Source organism: Collinsella sp. AM33-4BH, assembly GCF_003469205.1.
Classification (GTDB): Bacteria; Actinomycetota; Coriobacteriia; order Coriobacteriales; family Coriobacteriaceae; genus Collinsella.
In genome coordinates this window covers 111,034-135,410 of record NZ_QSIN01000007.1, presented here as the reverse complement: position 1 = coordinate 135,410, position 24,377 = coordinate 111,034, and the positions used below count along the sequence as shown (strand labels likewise).

Sequence of the window (24,377 nt, the reverse complement as noted above, 5' to 3'; positions counted from 1 at the left end):
TGGGAAGGCGCATCCCACACCGACGCATTGCCTTCGGGCCCTTTCCCCAGGCTCTCCATAGCTCAGCTGAACTCCCCGCAACCTGTTCCGGGTTGGCGGAACGAGCGCGACGTGGAGTGTCATTCTTTACCGCGTTAGACTAGACGCAGGGAAAGGAGGAGGACATGGATGCTCGCGTCAAGCAGCTTGTAAATATGATCGAGGACGCTCAGCCTGTCGCTGTCGCGGTACTTGCCAAGCGTCTCGAGGTAAGCGAGCGCGCCGTGAGAAACTATATCCATCGCGCAAACGACAACCTTGCAGGGGTTGCACGCATCGTTGGCAGCAAGGGGCAGTATCGTATCGATGTTGCACGTGCAGATGAGCTTGCTCGCTTGCTAGACGGTGCGGCTCTGGCCCATCTGGGCATTCCTGATACGCGCGACGGCCGTGTGTCCTTCCTTCTTAACGACCTCCTAATGCGGTCCCAGTGGGTGACGATTGAGGAGTATGCGGCTTTACTCTACGTTTCGGCGCGGACTCTGTCCAATGACATGCGTCTGGTAGAGCAGAAACTCGCCCAATTTGACTTAGCGCTTGAAAAGCGCCCACGCTACGGAATCCGCGTTGCGGGCGGGGAGTCGCAACGGCGCCTGTGCCTGGCCTCGCTGGTGAGGCCCGTGTTGCCCGACACCGACGATGCAAAGCTCGCCGAGCACCTGCGGGCCATCGCCGCATGTGTGGACGATGCCCTGACGGCCTCGCCCGTCACGGTGAGCTCGCTGGCATCCCGCAATCTCATCATGCATCTTTACATCGCTCTTGGCCGCATCGAGCAGGGCTGCTATGTCCCAGCTGCAGAATCGGACGTTCAAAAACTGGAGGGAACGCGCGAATACGCCGCGGCTTTCCAGATTGCCGCAAACATCAAGGATGCCCTGGGCGTGAGCATGCCCCGAGAAGAGGTTGCCTTTATCGCAATCCATTTGCTCGGCAGGGGCACGGGCGTGCCCGAGAAGGGCTCTGCCGTTATCTCGGACGAGATGTGGGAGATTGCTTCCGAGATGGTACGTGCGGTCAACGATGAGTTTAGGTTTGACTTTAGCAGCGATCTTGAACTTCGCATGAACCTTGCTCGGCATATTGGCCCTCTGGGTTATCGCCTTGAATATCACATGCATATGGATAACCCCATGCTGCCCGATATCAAGACGAGGTTTCCGTTGGCCTATTCGATGGCGGCCGGCACCTCGCAGGTACTCGAGCGTCATTTTGGCAGCCAGCCCTCTGATGAGGAGCTCGGCTACATCGCCATGGCATTTGCCCTGGCCCTCGAGCAGCAAGCCGACCAGCCGCGTCGCAAACGCATCCTGATCGTGTGCGCCTCGGGAGCGGGAAGCGCCCGTATGCTCGAGCACCAGTACCGCAAGCAGTTTGGTATGTATATCGAGTCGATTGAGACATGCGACGTCGCCCGCGTGGGAACGCTCGACTTTTCGCACATCGACTACGTGTTCACAACGGTGCCGCTCAACGTCAAGTTGCCTGTGCCCGTCCGCGAGGCCGATTTCTTCTTGGAGACGAGCGATGTCAACGCTATCCGCAAGGTGCTGAGTGATGACGCTGCGCAATCGGACTCCCTGAGCGCTTTCTTTAGCCGTGCCCTGTTCTTCAACCGCGTTGAGGCGTCGTCGAAGCAGGCCGTTCTCCGATATCTCTCCGAGCGCGCCGTCGAGAGCGGCCGTGTCGATGCCCAGTTTGCCCAAGAGGTTGCCGAGCGCGAGAGCGCGAGTGCCACCTCGTTTGGCAATGGGGTGGCCATGCCCCATGGGATGCATCCTTTGAGCGCCGAGGCCTTTGTTACCGTGGGCCTGCTCGAACATCCCATTCTTTGGGACGAATACGGCCATGAGGTCGATATCGTCTTTATGGTGTCGTTTGCCCGGTCGGGCGGCGATGAGGCGCGGATCTTGAGCTCGCTGCTCGCTGAGATCTTTATGGACCGCCAGGGGGTCGAGCGCTTACGCGAGCGCCGGTCCTGGCATGAGCTGATGGCGCTTGTGCAAGCGCATACGGCTTAAGACTTCTTTTGTCGATGACCCTGTCAGTCTACCTGCAATAAACCTCGAGGATTGCGGGCGGGAGATAGGTGTTTCGAATATTCAAGTACAAACCAGACATCACGGGAGAGGAGACCGTTATGGACGATCAGGGAACCGAGATGGTTTCGTTTCAGCTGGTCGCTGCAGCGGGAGAGGCACGCAGCCTTGCCTTCGAAGCCCTTGAAAAGGCAAAGGCGGGGGATTTTGACGCTGCCACCAAACTCATGAAGCAGTCAAAGGATGCGGGAATCAAGGCTCACCACATCCAAACGCAGCTGCTTTCGACCGAGGCGGCGGGCGAGCATCTGTCGGTGGATGTGTTGCTGGTCCATGCTCAGGACCACCTCATGTGCTCCATGCTTGCTCAGGAGCTCGTGCAGGAGCTGATCTGCCTGTATGAGCGCACTGCAGCCAAGAACGCCTAACGGCGTGCGGCGACTATCCAACCAATCAATGCGAAGGGAATCCCTTATGAAGATCCTTCTTGTGTGCGCAGCTGGCCTGTCTACAAGCATTCTGATGAAGAAACTCGAGAAATACGCGGAGCAAAACGGCATCGAGCTCGATATCGATGCGGTGGGTATCGGCGAGTATCAGGAGACCTGCGCCGATTATGACGTGCTGCTCTTGGGGCCGCAGGTGTCCTACCAGCTCAACACCGTCAAGCAGGGGAGCGGTAAGCCGACCGCGGTCATCCCCGCACAGGACTACGGCATGGGCAACGCCGCCAACGTGCTGGCACTCGCCCAGTCGCTGTTGGGCTAGGAGGCGACCATGGAAAAGTTCATGACCCTGCTTCAGGAAAAACTGACCCCTATTGCCAATTTCTGCGGCACCGAGCGTCACTTTGCCTCCATGCAAAAGGGCTTTATGAGCGCGATCAGCTTCATCTTGGTCTCTGCCGTCTTTATGATCATCGCCAACCCGCCGGTCACGGCCGACCTGGTGGCGCAGGGCGGGTTCTGGTCCGTCTTTGGCCCTTGGCTCGATTTTGCCACGGCCAATAAGCTCACGCTGCTCATCCCGTTCAACATGACGATGGGCATACTGTCGGTGATCGTGACGTTCGCAATCGCCTATAACCTGGCGGGCACCTACAAGATGCCCAAGCTTAACGCCGGTATGACCTCGCTGGTGATGTTCCTGATCGCCGCGGCGCCGTCGTCCTACTACCAGCTTGCTGATGAGTCCGTGCTCCAGGCGGTCCCCTGCACCTATCTGGGTGCGCAGGGCCTGTTTACCGCCATCATCGTTGCCCTGGTCTCCGTCGAGGTCACGCGCTTCTGCCAGACCAAGGGCATCACCATCAAGATGCCCGATGGCGTGCCGCCGTTTTTGTCCGAAACCTTTGGCGCCATCGTGCCTATGCTCGTCAACATCCTCATCTTCTTTGGTGGCAACCTGCTGATCCAGATGATCGATCCCACGCTGTCCATCCCCTCGGTTATCGAGAAGCTGCTCGCTGCCCCGCTTTCCGTCGCAGTTGACTCTGTGCCCGGCGCACTGCTTATCTGCTTCATGACGCTGCTGTTTTGGTGCTTTGGCGTCCACGGCAACATGATCGTGATGCCCATCACCGCCCCGGTCACGCTTGCCGCCTTTGCTGCCAACGCCTCGCTCTACGCTGCTGGGCAGCCGCTTGAGTTCCACCCGGTACTCATGTCGATGGTCATCAACCTCATCGGCGGCACGGGCAATACGTTCTCTTTTGTGGCGCTCTGCGCGTTTAAGGCAAAGTCGCAGCAGCTCAAGGCATTTGGCAAGGCATCGATCGTGCCGAGCTTCTTCCGTATCTCCGAGCCCGCGATCTTTGGCGCACCCATCATCTTCAACCCGATCCTCATGATTCCGTTTGTGCTGGGCGGTATGATTTCGGCCCTGCTGTATTGGGGTGCAATCTCACTGGGTCTTGTCTCTAACTTCTACATCTTGGTGAGCGGCACGTTCCCCATCTTCGTTCAGGGCTTTATCCAGTGCCTCGACCCGCGTATCTGGGTATTTACGATCGTTTTGATCGTGGTCATGGCTGTGGTCTGGTACCCGTTCTTTAAGGTGTACGACAACCAGCTCCTGGCGCAGGAGCAGGAGAACGCCGCGGCAGCTTCTGCCAAGGATACTGAGTAGCATGGGTTACTTTGACAGAACGTCTGCTGCCGGTATGCCCGAGGGCTTTTTGTGGGGCGGCGCGCTCGCTGCCAACCAGGCCGAAGGGGGCTGGAACGAGGGCGGCCGCGGTATGTCGCACTCCGACCTGATTCCACAGGGTCCCGACCGCTGGGATGTGATGTTTGGCAGGCAAAAGCCCGTGGATGATCCGGACAGGCTGTATCCATGCCGTTGGGGCAACGACTTCTTCCATCATTGGCGCGAAGACGTCGAGCTCTTTGCCGAGATGGGCTTTAAGTGCCTGCGTCTTTCAATTTGTTGGAGCCGTATTTTTCCCACAGGGATGGAGGCCGAGCCCAACGGTGAGGGCTTGGAGTTTTACCGTCAGGTATTCGAGGCGCTGCGCGAGCACGGAATCGAGCCGCTCGTGACGCTGTCGCACTACGACTATCCGTTGGCTCTGGTCGAGCGTTATGGTGGATGGCAAAGCCGAGAGATGATCGAGCGGTATGCGCACTACGTCGAGACCGTCGGACGTGCGTACCAGGGCCTCGTGCGTTATTGGCTCACCTTCAACGAGATCAACAGCGTGGCGCTGTCCTATATCAACGCGGGCGTCACGCTCGAGGATGAGCGTGACCGTGCAGCCGTGACCGCGGCGTTCTCGCACCATATGTTTATGGCGAGCGCTCGCGCTGTCGAGATCCTGCACAAGATCGATCCCGCAAACAAGGTGGGTTGCATGATCGCTGCCGGTGCGACCTATCCGTACCGTTGTGCGCCCGAGGACGTATGGCTTGCGTATGAGGAGGACCGCGGCCGCTACTTCTACACTGACGTGATGGCTGCGGGCGCCTATCCTACTTGGAAGCTGCGTGCGCTCGAGAAAGAGGGTGTTCACGTGCCCTTTGAGCCGGGCGATACGGAGTATCTGGCCGAGCATACCGTCGACTTCATTTCGTTCTCGTACTATTGCTCGCGCTTGGTGTGCGCCGATGACCAGGTGATCGCTGAGAAGGCGGAGGGCAACGTGTTCCCGACGCTGCGCAATCCGTACCTCAAGGATAAAGAGACTGCCTGGAAATGGCAGATCGATGCGCTGGGTTTGCGCGTGACGCTTGCCGGCTACCACGATCGTTACCATCTTCCGCTCTTTATCGCCGAGAACGGTGTGGGCGGACTCGATGCGCTGGAAGACGGCAAAGTCCACGATGCATATCATATTGATTACCTGCGCAGGCATATTCTTGCGCTGCGCGATGCAATTGTCGAGGACGGTGTTGACCTGATGGGATACACGCCGTGGGGCTGTATCGATTTGGTGTCTGCCTCGACGGGGCAGATGAAGAAGCGCTATGGCTTTGTTTATGTTGATGCCGATGATACGGGCAAAGGCACGTTCGATCGCTACCGAAAGGACAGCTTCTGCTGGTATCAAAAGGTCATTGCATCAAATGGCGAGGACTTGAGTTAACCCTTGCAAGCCTGCTGCCCCCGTGGCCCGTTTCGGCCGCGGGGGCTTTTGTTATTTACCTAGTCCCCGATGAGACCCTCATTCTGTGGGTAGTCATTGGGGACGTTCTTAAAAGACTAGTCATTTAAGTCTGTCCCCAATGACTGCGGAAACCCGGCACTTGGGGACGTTCCTTTTCTGCTGGCAGCTTGGAACAGTCCTTAAAGCCCGCATCAATCAACTGCGGAAAGCGCATCCCAGAATGAGCGTCCAACATGGGACATAGTTTCCCTTGAGGGCCTCAACCGGAAAATGCATCCCGGAATGTTGCCGGAAAGTGGAACGTAGTTTCCCAAACGGGCCGCTAACGGAAAGTGCATCCCGCTATTGAGCTCCAAAATGGGATGCGCTTTCCGTGTCGGCAGTTCCTGGCAGCCTGGGGCTACTCATTTAAGTCTGTCCCCAATGAGTGCAATGAGTGCCCAATGACTAGTAGTAGGCCCACATGGCTTCGATTTCGTTAAGGACCTCTACGACGCCCCAGCGACGGGCGCTGCGGCTGGCCGAGTTGGGGTCGTAGACGCCAATCTGGTTGGCATCGTCGATGCCGTAGAGCACGATGTAGTGGCCTACGTTGGTAAACGTACCGGGGCGCACTGCGGCGATAACGGGCGCACCCGAGCGAAGTGCTTGGGTAATCGATTCGCAATCGTTATAGAGCTGTGTTCCGTTGAGCCCCAGCTGCCACGCACCGCCTGTCATAAACGACCACTCGGTGGCACCAGTGGGGGCGTAGTTGCCGGCTTCGGCCAGTGCGCATATATCGACCGGCGTCTTATCGGTGTGGCCGGTCTTAAAGATATAGACCATGGTGAGGCAAGTGGGGCCGCAAGCGTTTTCGCGAATAGTGCCACCGGCATAGGGCAGCTCCGACCATGCGGGGTCAATTTGGTAGATGTGGGGCATGGTGCCGGCCTGCCATTGCGAGCGTGGGGTCGAGAACGCAAAGGAGTAACCGGGCGCGACGGGAGCTTTAAGCAGCTTGTCCTCGGCAGTGGGCTCAAGACCGGCTGATCCGTGCGAGATACAGGATCCCAAAAACACAAAGACGAGGCAGGCGGCAATGGAGCAAAGCGCAAGGCGTAGACGGCGGGCTGGAAGTGCGTGGCTTGTGGTGTGCGACGCGGGGCGAGGGGCGGAATTGCCGCGATTGCGTTGAGGTGGCGAAAAGGAGCGCTTAACGTAGTGGTCGGTCGTACGGCAATCGTAGCGGCGCGGCTGCGATGTGTCGGTCTGGCGTTGGCGTGTGCTCGTGCTCACGCGGTCTGACTGCTGCGCGGTACGGCTTTGTTGCCGAGAAGAAGCCCCGGGCTGCTCTTGGGGGCGCTGCTGGTTGCCGTTGTCGGAGGTGCTTCTGGGCGTTGGCGTGGTGCGGCCGGCAAGGCGCACGCTTTGTGGCCGTTGGTCGCCGTCATTGTATCCGTATGCCATTCGAATCACCTTGCCTCATGTGTAACTTGTCTATCCTACATAAAAAGAGGCGCGACACATGGGTATGTGCGCCAAAAGCCTGACAAATGGTATGAACGTTGCCGCGCCGCGCGCCAAGCGTCACGGCAACAGGTATTCAAAAGCAGACAAGATGAAAGCGTCCAAGACGGATGACGTCTTCCGCCGTTCGTCCCAAAAACGGCGCCGCTCGTTTTGCAGTTCTGCCTTCGGTCGAGCCACAAGCGGCGCTGCTGTGCCAAGGCCGTATCTTAAAGCCACGAAATAAAAGCGCGCGGCAAAACAGACCGCGCAAGGGGTGACGCCAAAGAGGCGTCAATAAGGAAAGGAGGGGAACAATGGCGGACAAGAACGCAGAAGTTGCAGTCGAAGGTAACGGCGGCATGAAGAAAACGCTTTCGCTCTGGAACTTCTTCACCATCGGTTTCGGTGCCATCATCGGAACTGGCTGGGTTCTGCAGGTCGGCGACTGGATGGTCGTGGGCGGCGGTCCCGTTCCCGCTATGATCGCATTCCTCTTGGGTGCAATCTTTCTCGTGCCCGTCGGAGCTGTTTTCGGTGAGCTCACGGCTGCTATCCCCATCTCGGGCGGCATCGTCGAGTATGTCGATCGTAGCTTTGGCCGTACGCTGAGCTATATCACCGGTTGGCTCCTGGCCCTGGGCAACGGCATCCTGTGCCCGTGGGAGGCAATCGCTATCTCGACCCTCGTGTCCGAGATGTTCGGCAGCCTGCCCGGTCTTGAGTGGCTGCGTGCTGTCAAGCTCTATACCATCCTGGGCGCCGACGTTTACCTGTTCCCGACGCTGATCGCGCTCGGCTTTGCAACCTACGTCATCTTCCTCAACTTCCGCGGTGCCAGCTCGGCCGCCAAGCTGCAGGCCTTCCTGACCAAGGCCCTGCTCTGCGGCATGCTGCTCGCCATGGGCGTCTCGCTGTTCACCGGCTCGCCGGACAACGCCATGCCCGTGTTCTCCCAGGTCACCGGTGCTGGCGGCGGCAAGCCTGCTACCGAGGGCACCAGCCTGTTCGCAGGCATCGTTTCGGTCCTGGTTCTGACCCCGTTCTTCTACGCCGGTTTCGACACCATTCCTCAGCAGGCTGAGGAAGCGGCCGAGGGCCTCAACTGGAACAAGTTCGGCAAGATCATCTCCCTGGCCCTGCTGGCCGCAGGCGGCTTCTACATGGTCTGCATCTACTCGTTCGGCACCATCCTCGACTGGCATGAGTTTGTTAAGAGCCCGGTTCCCGCGCTTGCCTGCCTCAAGGGCATCAACATGCTCCTGTACCTGGCCATGCTCGTCATCGCCACGCTTGGACCCATGGGCCCGATGAACTCCTTCTACGGCGCCACGAGCCGCATCATGCTCGCCATGGGCCGAAAGGGCCAGCTGCCCGAGAAGTTCGCCGAGGTCGATCCCAAGTCCGGCGCTCCCAAGCTCGCCTGCGTCGTTCTGGGCGTCATCACCGTCGTCGGTCCGTTCCTGGGCAAGAACATGCTCATCCCTCTGACCAACGTGTCGGCTCTCGCCTTCATCTTCTCCTGCGGCATGGTCGCCCTTGCTTGCCTGCGCATGCGCTTCACCGAGCCCGACCTGCCTCGTCCCTACGAGGTGCCCGGCGGCAAGTTTGGCATCAGCCTCGCTATCGTTGCCTGCGGCACCATCATTGGCCTGCTCGTGATCCCGTTCTCTCCCGCCTCCCTCAACATGGTGGAGTGGAGCATCGTGATCGGCTGGCTGGCCGTCGGCCTGGCCCTCATGGCTTTTACCAATTCCCGCAAAAAGTAACGCCTAGCCGGGGCGGATCAGGTGCGCGGTACCCTCTCTCCCGCGCACCGAACCCGGCGCCACTTGGGTAGTTTTGTGAGGCCTTAACCCAACGCGGCCTCGCCCACCATATGGATCCATAAGGAGGAACCATGTCCACTAAGTATGCAATCGTTGGCGGCAAGCTCATCGACGGTACCGGTGCCGAGCCGGTCGAGAACTCCCTCGTTCTCGTCGACGACAACGGCAAGATCGAGTACGCCGGCGCCATACAGGACCTTCCCGAGGGCGTTGAGGTCATCGACGCCGCCGGCAAGACCGTCCTTCCCGGCCTGATCGACACCCACCTGCACTTCTCGGGCAACCTGACCGACGATGACACCGACTGGGTCATGCAGCCGCTCCTCGAGAAGCAGGCCGTCGCCGTCAAGCAGGCCTACGACTGCCTCACCCACGGCCTCACCACTGTCTGCGAGATTGGCCGCTTTGGTATCCAGATCCGCGACTGCATCGACAAAGGCGTCTTCAAGGGCCCGCGCGTTCTGGCCACCGGCCTTGGCTTCTGCCGCGTTGCCGGCCACGGCGACTCCCACCACTGCAGCCAGGAGCTCAACAAGGAATCGCACCCTTGGGGCGATCAGGTCGACGGTCCTTGGGATCTGCGCAAGGCCGTCCGTCGTCGCCTGCGTGAGAACCCCGATGCCATCAAGATCTGGGCTACCGGTGGCGGCATCTGGCGCTGGGACTCCGGCCGCGACCAGCACTACTGCTCCGAGGAGATTCAGGCTGTGGTCGAAGAGGCCAAGATGGTCGGCATCCCCGTGTGGAGCCACTGCTACAACAACCACGCCGCTGCCTACGATTCCGTCCGCTTTGGCTGCGAGCAGCTGATCCACGGCTTCGATATCGATGAGCGCACCATGGACCTCATGGCCGAGCAGGGCACCTTCTTCACCCCGACGATCGCCTTCCTGCCCACCTGGTACGCCACCTATCCGCCCGTCTACGTCCCCGAGCTGCACGACAAGTACGAGGGCACCCTGGTCGAGAAGGAGCTGCAGCGCAACTACGACTGCCTGCGCGAGGCCAAGAAGCGCGGCGTCGTCATGACGATCGGCTCCGACTCCTTCTCCTTCGTCACCCCGTACGGCACCTGCTCCATCGAGGAGATGTACGAGTTCGTCGACAAGATCGGCTTCACCCCGGTCGAGACCATCACCTGTGCCACCCTCAACGGTGCCAAGATGTGCCACATCGAGGACGAGACCGGTTCCATCGAGGCCGGCAAGTGCGCCGACCTGCTGGTCGTCAACGGTGACGTCGCCGCCGACATCCACGTGCTCAACACCGACAACATGGACGTCATCATGAAGGACGGCTGGATTGTCGAGGGCGGCACCTTCGGCGAGGCAAACAAGTACAGCGCCTAAGCTACCGTTTGTCGATGACTGGATGTAAAACACAGTATTTGATTGCATAATGCAATGGAGAGGGTCGCTTGCGGCCCTCTTTATTGCTATGGGATGCGTCAGTAAGAAGGAGATGACGGTGGATCTCAATAGGCTGATTCTGGGCAAGAGCTACAACTCTACCAAGGTCTTTCGTACCGCTCAGCATGTGGTTCAAGCCATCTTGCTCGGTATTGTCGTTCCGCTGCTTATCCTGCTGCTCATCTGGGATCTAACAGATAATCCCAATCCCGTTCCGGCCGTTGTCGTCATTGCCGGCTTGGTCATGCTGTGCTTCTTCTTCTCGTACGTCTTTGTCGTTCCCGACGACCTCACATCGAGCGCAACCGACCGCACGCTCGCCATCGCTTCAAAAATATTCGCCTACACGTCGCGCGGCCTTACGCCCGAAGCTGCCCTGGGCGCCTCTAAGATCATCCTGTCCGAAACTATCGCCTCTGCCATCTGCTTTACCGACGGCAAGCAGGTGTTGGCAAGCTGGGGCGAGGACTCGGCAAAATGCCCTGCGGGCACCCCGGTGGTGCTGCGGACCACGCTCAATGTGATCAACAGCGGTGAGCAAAGCGTGTTCTCGCGCGATGCCTCGACCGAGACGGGTGGCTACTTTCCGCGCCTGCGCGCCGGTATTGTCGCACCGCTTACCGTGCGCGGGCATTGCGTGGGCACGCTCGAGCTGTATTATCCCCGTCTGAGCAGCATCGATATGCGCCAGACGGCGCTTGCCTCGGGCTTTGCCGACCTCATTTCCACGCAGCTTGCGAGCTTTGAGCTCGAGCGTCAGGACGAGCTTACGGCCCGCGTGGAGCTGCGCGCCTTGCAATCGCAGGTCGATCCTCATTTTCTGTTTAACACCATTAGCACCATCGTGTCGCTCGTACGTACCGAGCCGGACAAGGCCAGGTCGCTGCTCATCGACTTTTCCAATTACTACCGTCAGACGCTTTCTGATTCCGATACCCTCACAACGCTCGAGCACGAGGTGGAACAGGGCACTCGCTATATCAATCTTATGCAGGCTCGTTATGGCGACGGCCGTCTGCGCGTCTCGGTCGATATCGACTTTGAGATGCGCGATTGCATGGTGCCGCCGTTTATCTTGCAGCCGTTGCTCGAAAACTGCATCAAGCACGCGCAGCGCGAGACCGAGCCGCTTTCTATTCATGTTAGGGCTTTCGAGACCGATGACGGTTTGGAGATCATCGTCGAGGACGACGGCATCGGTATGAGCGAAGAGGTCTGCGCGCATCTGTTTGAGCAACATCGCCGAGAGGAGCCCGAGAGCATTACCGCCGACGGCTCCGTCAAGCGAGGTTGCGGCCTGGCGCTCTTCAACGTGCTTCAGCGCATCCATTTCTTTTACGGAGAAGATTCCGGCATGCGCGTGAAGTCCCAGGAGGGCGTGGGAACGCAGGTCATCGTCGAGCTGAACGGCGAGCCGCATGAGCCCGCGCCGTTGACGGCGTAGCGCGCGGTTGGATTGAGAGAAAAAGAGGGGAAGCACATATGTCCGAAGGCTGGAACATCTTGGTGGTTGATGACGAACCTCCCATTAGGGCTGAGCTACGCTATCTGTTGGAAAAAGATACGCGTGTGGGCCAGATTGCCGAGGCGGGCAATGTCACCGAAGCCGTAGAGTCGATTCTGTCGAACAAGCCCGACGTGCTGTTTTTAGACATTACCATGCCCGGTCGCTCGGGAATTGAGCTTGCCGAGACGCTGCAGAACCTAAAGACGCCGCCGGTGGTTGTGTTTGTGACGGCATTTGCCGAGTATGCGGCTGATGCCTATAACCTCGATGCCGTCGATTATGTCGTCAAGCCGGTTGAGGACGCACGCCTGTCAAAGGCACTCGACAAGATCGAGGCGGCCTTGGGTGTCCGTCGTGTTATCCACGCTCCGCGCCAGCCTTTGCGTCTGACGGTGGACCGCGGGGGCAAAAAGGTGTTCATTCCCGCCGCAGACGTCTGTTACTTTGAGGCGCGCGCCGATTTTTGCAACGCCATCTGCGCCGAGGGAACGTACCTGATCAATGAGTCGATCTCTTCGCTCGAGCGTCGCTTGGACTCCGAGGGCTTTATTCGCGTTCATCGCAGCTACCTGGTCAATTTGGAAGACGTGCACAATGTTGAGATTGGCTCCACGGGGTTGATGGAGCTCAGGCTCGACCGCGTGAACTCGACGGTACCGGTGTCCCGTCGTCGTGCCGCCGAGGTCAAGTCGCACCTGGGGCTTGCGTAAGAGGCCTGCGTGTCGTCGTTTACCATCGCAGGTTTGGCATGGGCGCGCGGTGGGCATAATGGGTGGCATCGAATGGAATCGAAAGGATCATTATGCCCGCGCTTATCACCCATCATCTGTTTGGCGAGGAAAGCATCGACCGTCTTCCGCAGGGCGTCATCACGTCCGATGAAGAGCGCATTGCCTTTATCTTGGGCAACCAAGGCCCCGACCCGTTTTTCTTTCACATTCTGACACCGCGTGTTTCCGACTGCACGCTGCTGGCGCAGGTCATGCATCGGTCGCGCATGTCTCGCCAGTTCGCGTGCCTGCGCGACGGCGTGTCGCATCTGCTGCCGCGCGACGCCAGCTTGGGTCGTGCCTTTGCGCTGGGCCTGCTGTCTCATTACGTGCTCGACCGCAACGCCCATCCTTTTGTCTATGAGCAGCAGTTTGGCATCGTGGAGTCCGATTCAGAGCTTGAGAATTCGAGCAGTCAGGTCCATGCCGTGATTGAGAGCGACCTGGATGTGCTGATGCTGCAGCTTAAACGCGATGGCGCTACGGTCGACGATTACCCGCCGGCGGGCGAGATCGTCACCACCGATCGCATCAATCGCGTGGCCGGCGTGCTGATGAGCTATGTTGCCGGACGCGTGTACGGCATTGACATTCCGGCGGGGGAGTACGGTGCTGCCGTTGCCAATATGCAGCGACTTTACCGCGCGATTGAGCCGGCCGGCTCCGCAAAGACGCGCGCGATCTCGCTGGTTGAGGGCTTGGTGCACGACTACTCGCTGCTCGACGGCCTTGCCCATCGCGTGACGACGGAGCTGCCCGAGCGCACCGGTAACCTGGGCCATCTGACATGGAAGAATCCCTTTACCGACGAGGTCTCGAACGAGAGTCTCCCCGAGGTCTTTGATCGCGCGCTGGTCGATTACGAGTGCACGGTTGCACGTTTTATCGAGACCGGCGACATGGACGCCGTGACCGGCCACATCAACTACAGCGGTCGCGTGCTCGAAGCCGATGAGGAGTTCGACCGCGAGGAATAGGGCCTGTGCGTGCCCCTTTGCCGAATCCTTACCGGCGGTTCTGGACAATTGGGGTACGATGAACTAACTGCATATCGGGCGAATACGAAGGGTCCCTGTCCATGAAATACACCAAGCTCGAGCGTAACTGGGTTATGTATGATGTGGGCAATTCGGCCCTCGTGCTGCTCAATACCTCGGTGGTGCCCATTTACTTTAACGCCATCAATACCGGCGCTTCCTCGGCCGACCTGGTGGTCGCCTGGGGCAACGCGCAGACGATTGCCTCGCTGGTCATCGCCATGCTCATGCCCATTCTGGGCGCGCTTGCCGACTACGCCGGCAACAAGATCAAGTTCTTCTTGGGCTTCTTCCTCACGGGCCTGGTGCTTTGCCTGGCGCAGGCTATCCCAATGTCCGCCATGGCATTTTTGACCGTGTACGTGCTGTGCACCATCGGCCTTAACTCTTCTATGACGTTCTACGACGCCATGCTGCCCGACATTACCACCGACGAGCGCATGGACGCCGTGTCCAGCTCGGGCTATGCCTGGGGCTATATCGGTTCCACCGTGCCGTTCGTCATCTGCCTGGCGCTCATCATGGGTGGCCCCGCTCTTGGCGTCCCCACCATGCTGGCAACGCGTCTGTCGTTTATCATCACTGGTGCTTGGTGGCTCATCTTTACCCTGCCGCTCATTCGCACCTATAAGCAAAAGTACGGTCGCGAGCGCGGTCCCGAGGACACCATCGGCCACATCGTGGGCGGTGTGTTCTCCGAGGTCGGACACACCATGCGCGAGATCGCCCACAACAAGACCGTGCTGGTCTACATGATCGCGTTCTTCTTCTATATCGACGGTGTGCACACGGTCATTTCCATGGCCACCAGTTACGGATCGGCCTTGGGCATCGATTCGACGCAGCTGGTGCTTGCGCTGCTCGTTACGCAGTTCGTGGCCTTTCCGTCTGCCATCATTTACGGCAAGCTCGCCGGACGCGTGGGCACGCTCAACATGATCCTGGTGGCGGTCGCCGCCTACATGGGCATCGTGCTCTTTGCCGCGTTCTTCCTAAAGACCGCCTTTGAATTCTGGGTGCTTGCCATTATGGTCGGCCTGTTCCAGGGCGGCGTGCAGGCGCTCAGCCGTAGCTACTTTGGCCGCATTATCCCCAAGGAAAAGTCCAACGAGTACTACGGCTTCTTTGACATCTTCGGTCGTTATGCAAGCGTTATGGGCACCTTCCTGGTGTCGGTCGTCACCTCGCTGACCGGCAACCCGTCGCTGGGCGTCCTTTCCATTGGTGTGCTGCTGATCGTTGGCTTTATGCTGCTGGTCCGCCTGTCCCGCATGACTCGGGCGGCAGAGCATGCCGCATAGGAGCGAGCGGCTATTGTGCCTGTCCACGGTACTCTTTTGGGGTTATCCGCAATAAACATTGCGACTTGCGAGCAATGATTTGCCCAAGTGGGTATGATGGAATCAGCTAGGTCGCGGGGCGTCGCCTGTGTTTGGCGGCGTCCCGTTTTTGTGTTGCAGGGAGGGTAAGGCATGAACGCCACGGTCGTGATTCCAACGTATTGGGCGGGCGATGACGCTTGCGCAAACGCCCCTGGCACCTATGACCATTCGACGCGACTCAACGCCGACAATCCCGAACTCGACCGCTGTCTGGCCTCGCTTGAGCAGGTACGTGACATCCCGCGCATCATCCTTTTGGTGGTCTGTCCCGTTTCTGCCACAGCCGATGTGTCGCTGCGCGTGCGCGAGATTGTCGACGCGTATCCCACGCTCAAGGTCACCGTTGTCACCAACACCCAGGCCTCGCGCATCGCAGACCGGGTTGCTCAGATCGCGCCCAAGGGTTCGGGCGAGTGCGTGAGCCTGCGAGGCTACGGTGCCATCCGCAACATGGGGCTAGCCTGTGCCGCTGTGCTGGGGCATGACGCGGTTATCTTTTTGGATGACGATGAGACTGTCATCGACGCCGACTTTATGAAGCGCGCGACCTATGCGTTGGGGCAGCAGACGCGTCAGGGCTTGCCGATCTTGGTCAAGAGCGGCTATTTCTACGATCGCGACGGCTCGCCGCTGGCTCCCACGGACAAGGCGGGCATCTGCCATCGTTGGTGGACCAAGCGCATCGAGTTCAACCGTTGGATGAAAAAGGCGCTCTCGGGCACCCGCATCTCGCGCTCTAACTACGTGTGCGGCGGCCTGATGGCCCTGCACGCCCGCGCCTTTACGCGTGTGGCCTTTGACCCGTTTATCACCCGCGGCGAGGACTTGGATTACCTCTTTAACATGCGCATGTTTGGCTACGACGTGTGGTTCGATAACGAGTGGACCGTGCGCCATCTGCCTCCGGAGTCCGAAAAGCGCTCACCGCGCTTTATGCAGGATGTATACCGTTGGTACTACGAACGGGCCAAGTTGACATTCGCCGCGCATCAAAAGGAGCTCATTCCCGTTACGGCGGCATCACTCATGCCCTACCCGGGCCCGTGGATTTCGCGCGAGCTCGACGACCGCGTGCGCAAGACCGCTATGGTCCGCAGCGTGTTTACCCGCGAGCATGAGGGCTACCTGCGCATCTGGCGCCATGGTATCGGCGAGGCAAAGGCCTATGCGCGCCAAAACGCTGCAAGCTACCTGCGTTTCCAGAGCTTTTGGCCCAAGATCATGGACGGGCTTTGGCGTGACGCACAACTGATCAGTATCCTGGAGGGGGCCGAATGATCGACCGCCGCGCCCAGCGCGATAGTTCAATATCAATCTTTCGCATCATTGCCGTTGCCTGCGCCATTTGCGTGCTGGTGTACTTTATTTTTGCCTTGGTGACCGGTATCGAGCCGATCGCCACGGTGATTGCCTGCGCGCTGCTGTGCATCTTTCTGTGCATCTTTATCTTTTTGACGCTCAATCCCGATTCGGTGCGCTCCCAGTACACCGAGGAGACGCTCTCGGTGGCCTCGGCCATGCTCGAGGACATTAAGGGCGGTCTGACGCAGGAGTCGGCGCGTTTGGTGTGCCGGCGCATTTTGCCCGAGACGCGCGCCATGACGGTGGCCATCACCGACGAGGGCAACGTGCTTGCCTGCGCGGGAGAGTTTGAGGAAAAACTACTGCCAGATTCTCCCATCCACACGCTTGCCACACGCTACGTTATCGAACATGGCATCGTGCAGTCGTTCAACCGTATGGTGGATGTCGTGGGCTCGGACGGCTCGCACAACCAAGTCCCCGCCGGCATTATCGCCCCCATCAAGGTGGGCGATCGTACCGTCGGCACGCTCAAGTTCTACTACAAGACCCCGCGCGCCGTCGACCGTACCCAGTATGCGCTTGCCTCGGGCTTTGCCGAGATCTTGTCCACGCAGCTCGCCATCCACGAGCTCGAGGTGCAAAAGGAACTCACGGCGCGCGCCGAGGTGCGTGCGCTGCAAGCGCAGATTAACCCGCACTTCCTGTTCAACACGCTGAACACCATTGCATCGTTTACGCGCACCGACCCGCTGCGGGCCCGCGAACTGCTTCGTGAGTTCTCATCGTTCTATCGTGCCACGCTCGACAACTCGGGATCGCTTATTCCGGTCTCGCGCGAGGTTGCACAGACCAAGCGCTACCTTACCTTTGAGAAGGCCCGCTTTGGCGAGGACCGCGTGCTTGCGACGTTCGATGTGTCCGAGGACGTGGAAGATACGCTGGTGCCGGCGTTCGTGATCCAGCCGATTGTCGAGAACGCCGTACGTCATGGTATGGGCGATGACGACGCCCTGAGGATCGACGTGACCGTTCACCAAGACGGCGAGGATGCAATCTTGATTGCCGTGGCCGATAATGGCGTGGGCATGGATGAGGGTACCGCCGCCAGACTGTTTGACGAGCGCTCTGCCCGTCCCGACGCCAGCTCTCCCCAGGGTGGCGGCGCCGGTGTGGCCATGCACAATATTTCGGAGCGCATCCATCGCTTTTATGGGCCGCACTCCTATACGCGTGTCGAATCGGCGCCGGGCAAGGGCACCAAAGTGCTCCTTCATCTTGATTTGTCAGAGAGCATCTTTGACATTCAAGAGTAAAATAAAAGGCTACGGGCTCAACGTCATGCGACGGATGCCCGGCGTAGTTAGTTGACGAAAGGTTTTATCCCTATGCTGCGTGCGATGATTGTGGATGATGAGGCGCCGGCTCGCTCGGAGCTTCGCTTCCTGCTCGAGCAAACGGGCAAGATCGGCACGATCACGGAGGCGTCGAGCGTCCGCTCCGCCATCGAGATGCTTATGGAAAGTCGCGTGGATGTCGTGTTTCTCGATATCTCGATGCCTGGTGCCTCGGGCCTGCAACTTGCCGAGGCGCTGCATAAGCTCAAAAATCCGCCGGCGATCGTGTTTGTGACTGCGTATAGTGACCATGCGGTCGAGGCATTCGACGTGGATGCCGTCGATTATCTGATGAAGCCGGTCGAGGAAGCTCGCTTGGATCGCGCGATCGAGAAGGTCATGCAACGCGCCAAGCCGGTTACGGACAGCAAGGTGACCATCGAGCGTATCCCGGTGGAAAAGGGCGGCCGCAAGGTGCTCATTCCCGTGGACGACATTCGCTTTATCATGGCCAAGGACGATTACTCCTGCATCTATACCGTCGACGATCGTTTTTTGTCGACGACCTCGTTGGCGCAGTTTGAGGCTAAGCTCTGCGACTTTGGCTTCTTCCGTGTTCACCGCCGCTATATCGTCAACTTGGCGTGCGTCACGGACGTCGAGACGGTGCCCTCGGGTGCCATCCAGCTGGGCATTACGGGCGTCGACGAACGCGTGCCGGTTTCGCGCCGCCGCGTCGTGCCGCTTAAGAAGGCCCTGAGTCTCTAGCGCACTGGCCCCGCAGCCCTGTAGACCCATCGTCTGCGGAGCCGTGGGGCCTTTTTGTATGTATCTGCCGAATCGTTTTTTGCGGAAGGGATCCCATGAACAGTGCAAGCGCCAAGCGTATCGACATCATCTCGGACACCCACGGCTATTTATCGCCTGCGCTCTTGGATGAGCTTGAGGGCGCAGACCTGATCATCCACGCCGGCGACCTCACGTCGGAGATGGACTACGAGCACCTATGCACCATCGCCCCCGTGCGGGCCGTACTGGGCAACAACGATTACTACCGCGACTACGGTCCCGATGTAGACCGTCTTGCGCTCTTTACCTACGAAGGCCTCAAATTCGCCGTAGCCCACTACCGCGAAGACCTTCCGGTGGGATCCGTAGACGTAGCCATCAACGGCCACACCCACGTAACCAAAGAAGCCCAAGTGGGCCGTTGCTTAGTCCTCAACCCGGGCAGCGCCAGCTACCCCAGAGGCACCCGAGGCCCCACCATGGCCAGAATGCTAGTAAAAGACGGCAAGATCATAAGCACTAAGTTTATTGACTTGGACTAACCGCAACAAAAACGGGGGATGCAGATTGCATCTCCCGTTTTTTATGAGCCAAAGGCCGAGCTTCAACAAAAACCTTAGACAACCCCGCCGCGGAGAACGGGGTCGCCGAGCCGCGAAGCGGCGAGCAACAACAACGGCTCGAACAATGTGACGGCAGGGAGGGTCTCCGGGGCCGGCGGGCGCGGGTTAAGTTTGTCGCGAGTTCCGCACGCAAAGGAAAGCACTTAATGTGCTTTCCGTCTTGCGCAGGACTGTAGAGCAGCAAACTTAACCCGCGCCCGCCGGCCCCGGAGACCCTCCCGGAGGGACCGAAAAATTTTTTCAAAAAAGTTGTTGCGCGCCGGACAGACTTCTGTGTATACTAATCCCCGCAGCGCACGCGAGCGGAAACAAACGCGAACGTCTGCCTGGGGAGTTAGCTCAGTTTGGTTAGAGCGCCGGCCTGTCACGTCGGAGGTCGCGGGTTCGAGCCCCGTACTTCCCGCCAACGCAATTAAAGCCACGTCTTCGGACGTGGCTTTTTGCGTTTGATGCACTTTGTTTCGATAGAACGATCGCCCTGGCGCATCTTCGCCCAGAATCCCCGCCCCTTCGGGAACGCAAGTAAAATCTAATAAGTATATTTGTCTGAACAACAGCTTTGTTGCGCAACACCTGTTCAACGAGACAGGGGGTTAGGCTATACTAAATTGCACTGTAGGCCGCATCTGATGCATTTCGCTCCAAGCGCGGCATTCAGTGGATATCCGATTTACCATTTGGATGTCCTGCGGTCATTTAGCGTCTCGACACAAGCTCGGCCCCGGAGCTCGTTCGAGCTGTTCGTATTCCTTGAAAGGGGAAAAATGGACATATCGAGGAAGACTGATTACGCCCTTCGTATGTTGGCGATGCTTGCCGAGGATCCGGAGCGTTTGCTTTCTGTTCGCACCGCTGCCGAAGAGGTCAATGTCCCGTATTCGTTTGCCCGCTCGATTCAGCACGGTTTGGTCCAGGCCGGTATTGTGGAGAGCCTGCGTGGCGTCCACGGTGGCATGCGTCTCAAGGTCAGTCCGGACGACGTTACCATTCGTCAGGTCGTCGAGGCCGTTCAGGGCCCTATGGTTATGAATGATTGCACCGCACCCGATGGCGACTGTGCGCGCATGGGCACGTGCTGCTATCATCCCCTGTGGGCCGGAGCTCAAGCATTGATGCGCGACTACCTCGATTCCGTTTCGCTCGGCGACATCGTCGCTCACCGCCAGTTCCCGGCCGTCGATCCCAAGTTCGCCGACCGCGAAGCGTTTCCCGAGTACGCCACCTGTGCGTATACATGCCGGGAGGAATAGCGCCGCATAAGGAGCATAGATATGATTCAGGACCCCTTTCGTTCGATGATTCGTTCGGAAGGGGTCCTGCGTTATCGCGACCTTCCGTGGCGCCGCACGCGCGATCCGTACATCATTTGGCTTTCCGAGGTCATGTTGCAGCAAACACAGGTGCCACGCGTGGAGACGCGTATGCCGGCGTGGCTCGATCGCTTTCCGACCGTGCAGGCGCTTGCCCAAGCCGCGCCTTCCGATGTTTTGGACGCTTGGCAGGGCATGGGCTACAACCGACGCGCTCTGGCGCTCCACAAGGCCGCTCAGCGCGTTGTGGAGGACTGGGACGGTGAGTTTCCGCGTGAGACGCGTGACTTGGTCGCTCTGCCTGGTATTGGCCCGGCAACGGCGCAAGGTATCCGGTCGTTTGCGTTTGACCTTCCAGGCGTGTATCTGGAGACCAACGTGCGCACGGTCTTTCTGCATCACTTCTTTCCCGATGTACCGGCTGTTCCCGACCGCGAGCTGGTGCCGCTGATTCAGGCGGCCTGTCCGGCGGTCCCCGGTGCGGCGACCGACGAGATCGCTCCCTTTGCCGTGCCGCTCGATGATGCCGACACGCCGCGCGCGTGGTATTACGCGTTGCTGGACTACGGCGCATATCTAAAAAAGACGTTGCCCAATCCGTCCAGGCGCTCGGCGGGCTATAGCCGTCAATCAAAGTTTGAGGGCTCACGTCGCCAAAAGCGCGCGCATATCGTGCGCATGTTGCTGGCAGCGCGCGATGGCCAACCGGCGGGGATTACGCTTGCTGATGCCGTGGTGGGCGTTAACGATATGGAAGCGGCGGCTGGGCGCGGGCCGGTCGAGCGCGAGCTTGTCGCGGGCATTCTGGCCGACCTGGAGCGTGAGGGCTTTTGCCGAGCCGAGGGCGATCGCTGGCTGAGCATTTAGCCCGTGGAAATCTGAAGAACAGGATTGTAAGGTTTAGATTTCCGACATGAGGGCATCCTAAAGACGAGGCCGCTCGAAGCCTACGGGCGGCATGCGTTGAAGGGAAGTACACCTATGGATTTTGAGAATTCCCAAACCAAGAAGAACCTCGAGACCGCTTTTGCCGGTGAGTCCCAGGCACACACCAAGTATCGCTACTATGCCTCCAAGGCAAAGAAGGACGGCTACGTTCAGATCTCGAACATCTTTGCCGAGACGGCTGGCAACGAGTCCGAGCACGCCAAACTGTGGTTTAAGTATCTGCACGATGGCGCCGTCCCCGATACCCTGGACAATCTGCGCGATGCCGCCGCGGGTGAGAACTACGAGTGGACCACGATGTACGACGAGTTTGCCAAGACCGCCGAGGAAGAGGGCTTTGCCGAGATTGCCGCAAAGTTCCGTGGTGTCGCCGCCGTCGAGAAGGCCCACGAGGAGCGCTACAACAAGCTCGTCGAGCGCATCGAGTCGGGCGAGGTGTTTGAGCGCGAGGGCGTGAAGGTGTGGAAGTGCCTGAACTGCGGACATCTGCACGTTGGTGCCGAGGCACCTGAGGTGTGCCCGGTGTGTAACCACCCCAAGGCGTACTTTGAGGAGCAGGTGGTGAACTACTAGCGCTTGGCGCTGGCTGCTGCGGAGCGCAGGGCGGGGAAATACCTTTCCCTCTCGCTCACGGCTTCGCAGAGTCGCGCGAGGCAAAGGTATTTCCCCGCCTTGCGCTCCGGCGTTGGGTCGTCGCGTGCTCGATACAGAAAAGCTGATAAAAAAGGTTGTGTGCCGCCCCTTTTTGGGGCGGCACGTTTTTGTGGGGTCCCGGTCTCCACAATTTTCGTCAAGCTATTGGTTAGATTTTGGTCAGTTGGCGTGAGGGTGGAAGGCCAAAAGATTGTTGGCGAAAAAAGCTCAGAGAAAGTGCTGGTAGGGGAGTTGTTGAGCTTTTCGACAGCTTTTGAGCAAAAGAAACTTTGTGGCTATTGCCGGCGATTGCGTTGTCGCGGTCATGGCGGTGCGGGATGCTGGTCGTAAGCGTCGAATGCTCCGATTTTGGAGGCCAGCATGGATCTGTTTCTTGAGACTCCGCAGCAACAAGCTGAGCGCATGCTGCGTCAGCAGCAACGACTCATGGAGATGCAAATACAAGGGGTTGCCAACCAGGCGCCCGTGCAAAACGTCGTGCCCGCTGCTGTACCTGCAGCTGTGCCCGGGTGTGAATCGGCGCCAGAGGCCTATTCCGTACAGCAAGATTCATATGCGCAGGAGCTCGCGTTCGACAAGCATCGTGCGCGTCGCCGTCGCTGGGCCCAGCGCCTGCGTACGTTGGCGATGATCGTGCTCATCCCGTTGGGGCTTGCGGCCATCTTTCTGGCGTCGTATGCCCTCACGTGCATCCTCAACGGTGCATCGCCCAACGAGGTGCTCCAACATCTAGCGGCCCTGGGCCAGCGCCTAGATGACGTCATAACAACCATCCGCGCCGGCTGGGAGAGTTAGCGTTTTAGCGTCCGCGGCTCTAAGAGAAATTTGTCTGCAAGGCAGTGAGTGATCCGTGTGTGTGGCGGGGTAAGATTGATCGCGGTTTTGATTGATGATCGATTGGGTTTGTTGGGCGGAGTTTATGTCTGCAATTGATATTGCACTTATTGTGATTGCTTTGGTGGCGGTGGGGGTCGCTGCGGCCTGTGCCCTGCAGCTCAAGGGCCTTCGTGCCGAGTTGCGGGAGCGTGGCGACAGTAGCGCGGAAACGCTGGCAGCACTCGAGCAGGCCAACAACGCGCTCGATGCCCTGAACGTCGCGCTGGCCGAAACACGCCGCACGGCCAATGCCATCGCGCAGCAGCAGACGACCGATGCGGCCGTGGAGCAGCAACGTTACCTGGCCATCGCACGCGAGTTCTCGCAAGCTGGTGACCGGATGGATGACCTGCGCCGTGAGACGGCCCAACAGCTCGGCGCCAATCGCGAGGGCATCGAGCATCGCCTGGACAAGGTGCGCGAGACGGTCGATGCTCAGCTGGGCGCCATCCGCAAAGACAACAACGTGCAGCTCGATCAGATGCGCGCGACGGTGGACGAGAAGCTCTCCCGTACGCTCAACGACCGCCTGTCCGCATCGTTTAAGCAGGTGAGCGACCAGCTCGAGGCCGTGTACAAGGGGTTGGGCGATATGCAGTCCATTGCCACCGGCGTGGGCGACCTTAAGCGCGTGCTGGGCAACGTCAAGGCGCGTGGCATTTTGGGCGAGGTGCAGCTGGGCGCGATTCTGGCGGATATCCTCACACCCGATCAGTATCTGGAAAACGTTGCCACCAAGCCCGGCGCCTCGGAGCGTGTTGAGTTTGCCGTCAAGCTGCCGGTAGACGAGGGCGACCCCGTGCTGCTGCCGATTGACTCCAAATTCCCGGGTGATGCGTACGAGCATCTGCTCGACGCCCAGGAGTCGGGCGACGCGGAGGCCGTCGCCGCTGCGCGCAAGACGCTCGATGCGATGGTCAAACGCGAGGCCAAGGACATCTGCGAAAAGTACCTGAGCGTGCCCGCGACGACCAACTTTGGCATTCTGTTCGTGCCGTTTGAGGGCCTGTATGCCGAGGTCGTCAGCCGTCCCGGGCTTATCGAGACCCTGGGCCGCGACTATCACGTCAACGTTGCCGGCCCCAGCACCATGGCCGCCATCCTCAACAGCCTGCAGATGAGCTACCAGACGTTTAAGTTGCAAAAACGCACCGATGACGTGCTGCGCGTACTTTCCGCCGTCAAGGCCGAGCTGCCACGTTACCAGGCAGCACTGCGTCGCGCCCAACAGCAGATCGAGACCGCGGGCAAAACGGTCGAGGGCATCATCACCACGCGCACCAACGTTATGGAGCGAAAGCTCAAGGATATCGACGCGCTGGAAGATGCCGTGGAGGCCGACGAGATCTTGGGGCTCACGTCCGCGGGCCTGCTTGCAGACCAAGAAGACGAGGACTAGCGGCACTTGACGGCGGGGCGTCTGCGCAGGCGCCC

Annotated in this window: 21 protein-coding genes and 1 tRNA gene; 21 read left to right on the top strand and 1 reads right to left on the bottom strand. The window is 59.3% G+C overall.

Features of this window, described 5'->3' with window-relative positions:
* The first annotated feature begins 164 nt into the window (after positions 1–164).
* The 5 genes from DW821_RS06840 (at position 165) to DW821_RS06820 (ending at position 5,661) form a co-directional block, all read left to right on the top strand.
* A complete protein-coding gene (locus DW821_RS06840) occupies positions 165–2,060 on the top strand; it encodes a BglG family transcription antiterminator (protein WP_118066203.1) in 1,896 nt (631 codons plus the stop codon).
* A 119-nt stretch (positions 2,061–2,179) separates the two neighbouring features.
* The gene (locus DW821_RS06835) at positions 2,180–2,506 is read left to right on the top strand and encodes a PTS lactose/cellobiose transporter subunit IIA (RefSeq protein ID WP_117629717.1); all 327 of its coding nucleotides are present in this window, start codon (positions 2,180–2,182) and stop codon (positions 2,504–2,506) included.
* Between the two features lie 46 nt (positions 2,507–2,552).
* Complete coding sequence (locus DW821_RS06830) at positions 2,553–2,846, top strand: PTS sugar transporter subunit IIB (RefSeq protein WP_117565033.1); 294 nt, start codon at positions 2,553–2,555, stop codon at positions 2,844–2,846.
* 9 nt (positions 2,847–2,855) lie between these two features.
* Positions 2,856–4,205, top strand: coding sequence for a PTS sugar transporter subunit IIC (locus DW821_RS06825; protein ID WP_117565032.1), 1,350 nt, complete (start codon positions 2,856–2,858; stop codon positions 4,203–4,205).
* Between the two features lies 1 nt (position 4,206).
* On the top strand, positions 4,207–5,661 hold the full coding sequence (locus DW821_RS06820) for a family 1 glycosylhydrolase (protein ID WP_117565031.1): 1,455 nt from the start codon (positions 4,207–4,209) through the stop codon (positions 5,659–5,661).
* 468 nt (positions 5,662–6,129) lie between these two features.
* On the opposite strand, the gene DW821_RS10315 is transcribed toward DW821_RS06820, so the two are convergent.
* Complete coding sequence (locus DW821_RS10315) at positions 6,130–7,131, bottom strand: C39 family peptidase (RefSeq protein WP_233503860.1); 1,002 nt, start codon at positions 7,129–7,131, stop codon at positions 6,130–6,132.
* 356 nt (positions 7,132–7,487) lie between these two features.
* Between DW821_RS10315 and DW821_RS06810 the strand changes: the two genes are divergently transcribed.
* From DW821_RS06810 to DW821_RS06735, 16 genes are all read left to right on the top strand, one after another.
* On the top strand, positions 7,488–8,939 hold the full coding sequence (locus DW821_RS06810) for an APC family permease (protein ID WP_118066202.1): 1,452 nt from the start codon (positions 7,488–7,490) through the stop codon (positions 8,937–8,939).
* Between the two features lie 131 nt (positions 8,940–9,070).
* Positions 9,071–10,348, top strand: coding sequence for an amidohydrolase family protein (locus DW821_RS06805; protein ID WP_118066200.1), 1,278 nt, complete (start codon positions 9,071–9,073; stop codon positions 10,346–10,348).
* A 112-nt stretch (positions 10,349–10,460) separates the two neighbouring features.
* Positions 10,461–11,852 (top strand): sensor histidine kinase, encoded by a 1,392-nt coding sequence (locus DW821_RS06800; RefSeq protein WP_233553021.1) that lies wholly within the window; start codon positions 10,461–10,463, stop codon positions 11,850–11,852.
* Between the two features lie 38 nt (positions 11,853–11,890).
* Complete coding sequence (locus DW821_RS06795) at positions 11,891–12,625, top strand: LytTR family DNA-binding domain-containing protein (RefSeq protein WP_118066196.1); 735 nt, start codon at positions 11,891–11,893, stop codon at positions 12,623–12,625.
* A 92-nt stretch (positions 12,626–12,717) separates the two neighbouring features.
* Complete coding sequence (locus tag DW821_RS06790; protein ID WP_118066194.1) at positions 12,718–13,662, top strand: zinc dependent phospholipase C family protein; 945 nt, start codon at positions 12,718–12,720, stop codon at positions 13,660–13,662.
* A 101-nt stretch (positions 13,663–13,763) separates the two neighbouring features.
* Positions 13,764–15,023, top strand: a complete 1,260-nt coding sequence (locus tag DW821_RS06785; RefSeq protein WP_006235159.1) for an MFS transporter — start codon at positions 13,764–13,766, stop codon at positions 15,021–15,023.
* A 171-nt stretch (positions 15,024–15,194) separates the two neighbouring features.
* Positions 15,195–16,382, top strand: a complete 1,188-nt coding sequence (locus tag DW821_RS06780; RefSeq protein WP_118066192.1) for a glycosyltransferase — start codon at positions 15,195–15,197, stop codon at positions 16,380–16,382.
* Entirely contained in the window at positions 16,379–17,722 is a 1,344-nt protein-coding gene (locus tag DW821_RS06775; protein ID WP_055310084.1) for a histidine kinase, read from the top strand. The genes DW821_RS06780 and DW821_RS06775 overlap by 4 nt, the downstream gene beginning before the upstream one ends.
* A 72-nt stretch (positions 17,723–17,794) precedes the next feature.
* On the top strand, positions 17,795–18,511 hold the full coding sequence (locus tag DW821_RS06770) for a LytTR family DNA-binding domain-containing protein (protein WP_006235156.1): 717 nt from the start codon (positions 17,795–17,797) through the stop codon (positions 18,509–18,511).
* A 95-nt stretch (positions 18,512–18,606) separates the two neighbouring features.
* Entirely contained in the window at positions 18,607–19,074 is a 468-nt protein-coding gene (locus tag DW821_RS06765) for a YfcE family phosphodiesterase (RefSeq protein ID WP_117821523.1), read from the top strand.
* A gap of 409 nt (positions 19,075–19,483) precedes the next feature.
* Positions 19,484–19,561: transfer RNA gene (locus DW821_RS06760), tRNA-Asp, on the top strand.
* Between the two features lie 358 nt (positions 19,562–19,919).
* The gene (locus DW821_RS06755; RefSeq protein ID WP_117564951.1) at positions 19,920–20,405 is read left to right on the top strand and encodes an Rrf2 family transcriptional regulator; all 486 of its coding nucleotides are present in this window, start codon (positions 19,920–19,922) and stop codon (positions 20,403–20,405) included.
* A gap of 21 nt (positions 20,406–20,426) precedes the next feature.
* Positions 20,427–21,332: an adenine glycosylase gene (locus tag DW821_RS06750; protein ID WP_117564952.1), complete on the top strand. Its 906-nt coding sequence runs from the start codon at positions 20,427–20,429 to the stop codon at positions 21,330–21,332.
* A 114-nt stretch (positions 21,333–21,446) separates the two neighbouring features.
* On the top strand, positions 21,447–21,986 hold the full coding sequence (gene rbr, locus DW821_RS06745; RefSeq protein ID WP_055252097.1) for a rubrerythrin: 540 nt from the start codon (positions 21,447–21,449) through the stop codon (positions 21,984–21,986).
* A 441-nt stretch (positions 21,987–22,427) separates the two neighbouring features.
* Positions 22,428–22,862: a hypothetical protein gene (locus DW821_RS06740; protein ID WP_117776750.1), complete on the top strand. Its 435-nt coding sequence runs from the start codon at positions 22,428–22,430 to the stop codon at positions 22,860–22,862.
* A 124-nt stretch (positions 22,863–22,986) separates the two neighbouring features.
* Entirely contained in the window at positions 22,987–24,342 is a 1,356-nt protein-coding gene (locus DW821_RS06735; protein WP_118066190.1) for a DNA recombination protein RmuC, read from the top strand.
* Positions 24,343–24,377 lie beyond the last annotated feature (35 nt).

Bases quoted from the DNA above. Each gene is read 5' to 3' on its own strand.
- DW821_RS06840 (WP_118066203.1), top strand. From the start codon at position 165: ATGGATGCTCGCGTCAAGCAGCTTGTAAATATGATCGAGGACGCTCAG.
- DW821_RS06835 (WP_117629717.1), top strand. From the start codon at position 2,180: ATGGACGATCAGGGAACCGAGATGGTTTCGTTTCAGCTGGTCGCTGCA.
- DW821_RS06830 (WP_117565033.1), top strand. From the start codon at position 2,553: ATGAAGATCCTTCTTGTGTGCGCAGCTGGCCTGTCTACAAGCATTCTG.
- DW821_RS06825 (WP_117565032.1), top strand. From the start codon at position 2,856: ATGGAAAAGTTCATGACCCTGCTTCAGGAAAAACTGACCCCTATTGCC.
- DW821_RS06820 (WP_117565031.1), top strand. From the start codon at position 4,207: ATGGGTTACTTTGACAGAACGTCTGCTGCCGGTATGCCCGAGGGCTTT.
- DW821_RS10315 (WP_233503860.1), bottom strand. From the start codon at position 7,131: ATGGCATACGGATACAATGACGGCGACCAACGGCCACAAAGCGTGCGC.
- DW821_RS06810 (WP_118066202.1), top strand. From the start codon at position 7,488: ATGGCGGACAAGAACGCAGAAGTTGCAGTCGAAGGTAACGGCGGCATG.
- DW821_RS06805 (WP_118066200.1), top strand. From the start codon at position 9,071: ATGTCCACTAAGTATGCAATCGTTGGCGGCAAGCTCATCGACGGTACC.
- DW821_RS06800 (WP_233553021.1), top strand. From the start codon at position 10,461: ATGACGGTGGATCTCAATAGGCTGATTCTGGGCAAGAGCTACAACTCT.
- DW821_RS06795 (WP_118066196.1), top strand. From the start codon at position 11,891: ATGTCCGAAGGCTGGAACATCTTGGTGGTTGATGACGAACCTCCCATT.
- DW821_RS06790 (WP_118066194.1), top strand. From the start codon at position 12,718: ATGCCCGCGCTTATCACCCATCATCTGTTTGGCGAGGAAAGCATCGAC.
- DW821_RS06785 (WP_006235159.1), top strand. From the start codon at position 13,764: ATGAAATACACCAAGCTCGAGCGTAACTGGGTTATGTATGATGTGGGC.
- DW821_RS06780 (WP_118066192.1), top strand. From the start codon at position 15,195: ATGAACGCCACGGTCGTGATTCCAACGTATTGGGCGGGCGATGACGCT.
- DW821_RS06775 (WP_055310084.1), top strand. From the start codon at position 16,379: ATGATCGACCGCCGCGCCCAGCGCGATAGTTCAATATCAATCTTTCGC.
- DW821_RS06770 (WP_006235156.1), top strand. From the start codon at position 17,795: ATGCTGCGTGCGATGATTGTGGATGATGAGGCGCCGGCTCGCTCGGAG.
- DW821_RS06765 (WP_117821523.1), top strand. From the start codon at position 18,607: ATGAACAGTGCAAGCGCCAAGCGTATCGACATCATCTCGGACACCCAC.
- DW821_RS06755 (WP_117564951.1), top strand. From the start codon at position 19,920: ATGGACATATCGAGGAAGACTGATTACGCCCTTCGTATGTTGGCGATG.
- DW821_RS06750 (WP_117564952.1), top strand. From the start codon at position 20,427: ATGATTCAGGACCCCTTTCGTTCGATGATTCGTTCGGAAGGGGTCCTG.
- rbr (WP_055252097.1), top strand. From the start codon at position 21,447: ATGGATTTTGAGAATTCCCAAACCAAGAAGAACCTCGAGACCGCTTTT.
- DW821_RS06740 (WP_117776750.1), top strand. From the start codon at position 22,428: ATGGATCTGTTTCTTGAGACTCCGCAGCAACAAGCTGAGCGCATGCTG.
- DW821_RS06735 (WP_118066190.1), top strand. From the start codon at position 22,987: ATGTCTGCAATTGATATTGCACTTATTGTGATTGCTTTGGTGGCGGTG.